Genomic DNA, 5353 nt, shown 5'->3' with positions numbered 1-5353 from the left:
TGGTTCTGTATTGGCTGAGATAGCGGGGCCTGGACTTTGCAGAAGCAAATGCCTAAGGCCGCCCCGAAGGCTAACCGATTTCTAGGTAGGAGCGCTCTAGTGCCGCGATGGGCTGCGCAGCCGCTCCAAGGTTCAGCTCGCAGGCCCATGCCCCGCCATCACTTGCGGCTTTTGACGGCCGCCGGCGCCTTACCTTCCTTCATCTGCTGCAACAAGGGTGTGCACTGGTTGGGATCATCCCCACTGCTGGGTGCGATCAGCGCCAAGAGACCGGCCGCAGGCCCCGCGACCACCCCAAGGGCAACCATACCGGCGCCGCGCAGTGCCAGCGGTACGGCCTGTACCCCGGCGCTAGGTTTGGCGAAAGCCCCCCGCACATACAGCGGCGAGCGCAGGGAGAACAGCCTCAACCCCTTGGATTCCGGCGTGATCTTCAGGTCCAGGCGCTCGTTGGCGAAGTTGGCGGTGCCGTTGATATAGATGATCGCGTTCTCGGTGTCGAAAATGAACAGGCGCGTACTGGCAAGGCCATTCTTGATACCGACATCGGCTGCGGCGCAGTTGATCTTCACGTCCTCATCACCGAAGAGTTTGTCGACGATGTAGTTGCCCACGTTCAAACCTGCGATTTCCATGAGGCTGCGGCTGATCGCGCCATCGTTGACCAGCATGCGCAGATCGCCATTGGCGCTACCGAGCAGTGCTGCCACGGAGTTGCCGCGACCGGCGATGTCGGCATCCCCATTGAGCTCGCCAAAGCTGCTTTGCATCGGTGCGAAGGTGGGGAACAGTTGCTTGAGCTTGAACCCCCTCGCAGTAAGCCGTGCACGCCCCTGCAACGGAACGTTGCGGCCGTCCAGACGAATGCGTGATGCCAGGTTGCCGCCCGCTACGCCGAACCTCAACGGCTCCAGGCGCAGCAGGCCGTCTTCCAGGATCACGTGGGCCGACAGGTCGTTGAAAGGAAGCTGCTCGCTGTGCACGATGCGCTTGCCGGTGAAGGTGACATCGGCATCCATGGCACGCCAGCGATCGGTACGGAATTCCTCGACCGGCAAGACCTTGTCGGACGGCTGCTTGCTGGCACCACCACGGGCTTTTTGCTCGGCATTGGAGTCAGCGCCGATCAGTGGTGCCAAGTCCTTGAACAGGAGCTGGTTGGAAACGAGCTTGCCCGTGAGCTTGGGCCGAGGCTTGCTGGCGACATACGCCAGGTCACCGTGAATGTCGCTGTCACCGATCTTGCCATTGAACCCTTGGTATTCGAAGGTAGCGCCTTGCTCGGCGTGCAGGTTGGCGTTGAGGTGACCATCGGTGGAATACGCTGGAGTGTCAGGCAATGTCACGCCGGTCAACGGGAACAGATTGCCAAGGCTGGCGCCTGACAGGCGCAGCCGCAGATCGAGCGCACCCAGGTTGAGCGGGTCGGTCAGGGTACCAGCCAATACCACATGGGTATCGGCGATGCGCACATCCGCTTGCAGCGGGAAGGGTTGATCGGACGCTTTGAGTGCCAGCAGGCCGCCGATCTTGCCGGTGCCGGACACGGGCTGGTCCTTGTAGCGTCCCTGCGCCTTGAGGCCAAACGCATAGTCCTGTGCAGGCGCCGACTTCTCGGCCGTGGCCTTGCCCACGATTTCGCTGAATGCAATGGGCTTGCCCAGAGGATCGATCTGGACCTTCATGCGAGCCTTGAGCGTCTGGTCGTCAAAGCTGACATTGCCTTGGTCGAAACCGATCGCGCCGATGTCCATCTGCCATTTGGACGGTTCTTCGTTCTCGTCCTTCGGGCCGAAGTCGAAATTCCAGTTGGCCCGGCCGTCCGCCAGGCGCGTCAGGCTGGCAGTCGGCTTGGTCAGGTTGATACGCGGGATGCTGACCTGGTGGAACAACAGCGGCAGCGGCGACAGGCGAAACTCCACGCGCTCCAGTGCAACCATCTGCGGCTCTTTGAGCCAGTCCGGGTTGCCCAGGGTAAGATCTTCAGCCGTGAAATGCGGCCAGGGTATCCACGCCCGCCAACCGCCTTCTTCAGGCTCGGTGCGCCAGTGCACTGCAAGGTTGCCATTGATGGCGAAGGGCCGATGCAAGGCCTCGGACACCTTTTCGTTGAGCAGGGGCTTGACGCGGTTCCAGTCGAAGGTGGCAATCACCACGACCAGGATTGCCAGCACGGTCAGCAGTGTGGTCAGGGTCCAGAGGATGATTCTGGCGGGGCGCGTCATTGCGTGAGTCTCCATGCGGCAAGGCGAAAACAAGCGTAGCGGTGAGGGGTCATGTATCTGGGACTGATGAAAGGCGTGAGGGTTTTATCTCAGGGGGAGGATAGCCAAGAATTTCCCGTGCCTGGGTGCGCCTGGCGCGTCCGGTTCGCTTGGTGCATCCCGTGCGCACCCATGCCATCAAGCCACCTGCGACCCTGCCAGGGCTCTGAATAGAGCCTTTGGCGGCTGATATCAATGAGGTCGATTTTTACCATTACCCGGATGAACTTCTTTGTGCCGGTGCGCGGCGTAGCATTGGCTACACACCCACTTTCCAGCCCCGCAGAGGAGCACTGAATCATGAAACGCCACCTGTTGACCCTCACCCTTTCCCTGCTTGCAGCCAATGCGTTCGCCCTGCCAGGTGCCGAGCAGCACCTGACCGCCGAATCACGTTCGAGCGCTGTTCAAAACATCCAACCGCTTGAAACACTTGCCGAAGGCGGTTCAGACCGGTTGATCGAGCGTAGCGCCCGTGTTGCCGAAGGCGGCTCCGATCGCCTGATCGAGCGTAGCGCCCGTGTTGCCGAAGGTGGCTCCGATCGCCTGATCGAGCGCAGCGGCCGTGTTGCCGAAGGCGGTGCAGATCGCTTGTCGCAAACGGCACGGGTGAGCTGACCTTATGCAAGACGCACCGCGCTGTCGTCTGCCTGACCTACCCCTTCGAGCCCGGTCCATTGACCGGGCTTCGTTTTTTTAACTAGAGTGCCCAGCCACCCTCTATAGAAACCTGCATCATGTTGCCGCGTGCCGAACAGAAGCTACAGACCCGCCAGGCCCTGCTCGACGCCGCCTGCCTGCTCATGGAGAGTGGTCGCGGTTTTGGCAGCATCAGCCTGCGCGAAGTGGCCAAGGCGGCCGGCATCGTGCCCACCGGCTTCTACCGACATTTCCCGGACATGGATGCACTGGGCCTGGCACTGGTCAGCGAGGTGGACGATACCTTCCGCCAGACCATCCGGCTGGTGCGACACAACGAGTTCGAGCTGGGCGGTATCACGGATGCGTCGGTCCGTATATTCCTCGACGTGGTCGCTGCCCACCGTGCCCAGTTTCTGTTCCTGGCGCGTGAGCAGTACGGAGGGTCGCAGCCCGTGCGCCAGGCCATCGCCCAACTGCGTGAAAACATCACCGCTGACCTGGCCACCGACCTGGGCCGGATGCAGCGTTGGCAGCACCTGGACAATGCTGCGCTTACCGTCATGGCGGACCTGGTGGTCAAGACCGTGTTCGCCACCTTGCCCGAATTGATCGACAGGCCAGAAAGGGGTGAACCCCAGGCGTTGACCCCTCAGGAAAAGATCACCCAGCAACTGCGCTTCATCTTCGTCGGTGCGCGGCATTGGCAAGGCCTTGGCAACCCGGGCTGACGGGCTCGGCAAACCCGACTTCTGCTACCATGGCGCCCTGCCCGACAGCGACGAGCGCCAAGATGTCCAACCCCCGCCCCACCCTGCCCGAACTGACCCGCTTCAATCAGCACTTTGCCACGTGCATCGTGCCCCTATGGCAGGGGCCAGGCTGGAACACCGAACTGGCACTGCCCTACGAAGCGCTCGACGCCGAACATCAGCCGCTGCCTGTGCAGCGCTATCGGGCCATGGCGTGCGCACGCCAGTTGTACCTGTTCAGCAGCCGCATCGATCAACCGGGTGCGGCCGAACGCGCCGCGGCATTGTTCCGCTCCTTGCAAAAGCACTTCCATGACCCCGAGCACGGTGGCTGGTTCTACAGTATCGACGCCCAGGGCAAGCCGCTGGACCGGCGCAAGGACCTCTATACCCACGCGTTCATCGTCTTCGCCTGCGCGCACTATTGGGGCCAGGTCCGCGACAACCTGGTGGTCTCCGCCCTGGCTGCTGCGCTGGACGTCATCGAGCATCGCTTTGCCCGGGATGATGGCTTGTACGAGGCCAGCCTGGGTGAAGACTGGGGCAACCTGGGCAGTGGCGCACTGCAGAACCCGCAGATGCATTTGGCGGAAGCCTTCCTGCAGGTGTTGGCCGTGCGTGATGACCAGGCTGTGCAGCAGTCACTTTTGCAGTTATGCACCGCGATGCAGGCCCACTTCATCGAGCCTGCCCACGGCCTGATGCTGGAAAAGCCCAGGGGCACTGTGGATAACTGGTTCGAGCCGGGTCATCAGTTCGAGTGGTTCTATTTGCTGCACACCTCGCCGCTGCTGCGTGGGACGGCGTTGCATGCTTCCATTGAGCGGGGGTTCGCCTTTGCCGAGCGCCATGGCGTGAAAAACATGGCGGTACTGGCGATGCTGGATGTGCAAGGGCACGTGCTGGATGCGACCCAGCGTATCTGGGCACAGGCCGAATACGCCAGGGCCTTGGCATTGCGCCCTGACGCAGACGTGAAGCTGCCCCAGCTGTTGCAGGCCCTGCAGGGGCGGTTCTTGCGGCAGGCGGGATGGTATGAGTGCCGGGATGGGCAGGGCGATGTCAGCCGGCATGATATGCCGTCGACTACGCCTTATCATCTGGCTACCTGTCTGGAAGGGTTGAAGCGATTGGGTGGGTGAAGGCGGACGCTGCTAGCGTTGTTACCGTAATGCGTGGTTAGGCCTAGATTCTGGAGCCGTCCAGCGCGCTGAGAAGCTTGCGCCATTGAAATACGTTCAATGGCGAGCGTTGTCAGGACTGCTACAGTATCGAGTGCCTGATTTACTGGCGTAGTTATATTCACATTGCTACTACTCTTGTAACAGCAACAGCATATGTAAATACAAAATCCTTGTTACGCCTGTACATTCTTTGAAGACGACTCAATTACCGTGTGGGAGCGGCCTTGTGCCGCGATGGGCCGCGCAGCGGCCCCAAAATTTGAGCAATATCGCTATGACTGGGGCCGCTGCGCGGCCCATCGCGGCACAAGGCCGCTCCTACACGGGATATATATCGCGGCAAGTTTAGAAGTTATCACTCCTACTATAGACACTGTTGCTGTGGCTGTGGCTGTGGCTGTGGCTTTTGATCTTGCTTTTGATCTTCGCGACTTCAGAAGGCCGAACGCAGGGCTTGCGGAGGGAGGTGACAGGCATGGATGCCTGTCAAGCGCTGGGCCCCAGGATGGGGCCT

General features: G+C 61.2%; 4 protein-coding genes. 3 read left to right on the top strand and 1 reads right to left on the bottom strand.

Features of this window, described 5'->3' with window-relative positions; genetic code table 11:
* Positions 1-158 precede the first annotated feature (158 nt).
* Positions 159-2225: an AsmA family protein gene (locus tag ACF8E5_RS02045; protein ID WP_058638239.1), complete on the bottom strand. Its 2067-nt coding sequence runs from the start codon at positions 2223-2225 to the stop codon at positions 159-161.
* 339 nt (positions 2226-2564) lie between these two features.
* On the opposite strand from ACF8E5_RS02045, the gene ACF8E5_RS02040 reads away from it, so the two are divergent.
* The 3 genes from ACF8E5_RS02040 (at position 2565) to ACF8E5_RS02030 (ending at position 4797) form a co-directional block, all read left to right on the top strand.
* On the top strand, positions 2565-2882 hold the full coding sequence (locus ACF8E5_RS02040) for a hypothetical protein (protein ID WP_058638240.1): 318 nt from the start codon (positions 2565-2567) through the stop codon (positions 2880-2882).
* Between the two features lie 119 nt (positions 2883-3001).
* Positions 3002-3634 (top strand): TetR family transcriptional regulator, encoded by a 633-nt coding sequence (locus tag ACF8E5_RS02035; RefSeq protein ID WP_058638241.1) that lies wholly within the window; start codon positions 3002-3004, stop codon positions 3632-3634.
* 62 nt (positions 3635-3696) lie between these two features.
* A complete protein-coding gene (locus ACF8E5_RS02030; RefSeq protein ID WP_078477916.1) occupies positions 3697-4797 on the top strand; it encodes an AGE family epimerase/isomerase in 1101 nt (366 codons plus the stop codon).
* Positions 4798-5353 lie beyond the last annotated feature (556 nt).

The organism is Pseudomonas sp. WSY_20, from assembly GCF_043104335.1.
GTDB classification, from domain to species: domain Bacteria; phylum Pseudomonadota; class Gammaproteobacteria; order Pseudomonadales; family Pseudomonadaceae; genus Aquipseudomonas; species Aquipseudomonas parafulva_B.
The sequence above is the reverse complement of the archived record's forward strand: the minus strand, read 5'-3'. Positions and strand labels throughout refer to the sequence as shown.

Coding starts and splice junctions, on each gene's coding strand:
- ACF8E5_RS02045 (WP_058638239.1), bottom strand. CDS start 2,225: ATGACGCGCCCCGCCAGAATCATCCTCTGGACCCTGACCACACTGCTG.
- ACF8E5_RS02040 (WP_058638240.1), top strand. CDS start 2,565: ATGAAACGCCACCTGTTGACCCTCACCCTTTCCCTGCTTGCAGCCAAT.
- ACF8E5_RS02035 (WP_058638241.1), top strand. CDS start 3,002: ATGTTGCCGCGTGCCGAACAGAAGCTACAGACCCGCCAGGCCCTGCTC.
- ACF8E5_RS02030 (WP_078477916.1), top strand. CDS start 3,697: ATGTCCAACCCCCGCCCCACCCTGCCCGAACTGACCCGCTTCAATCAG.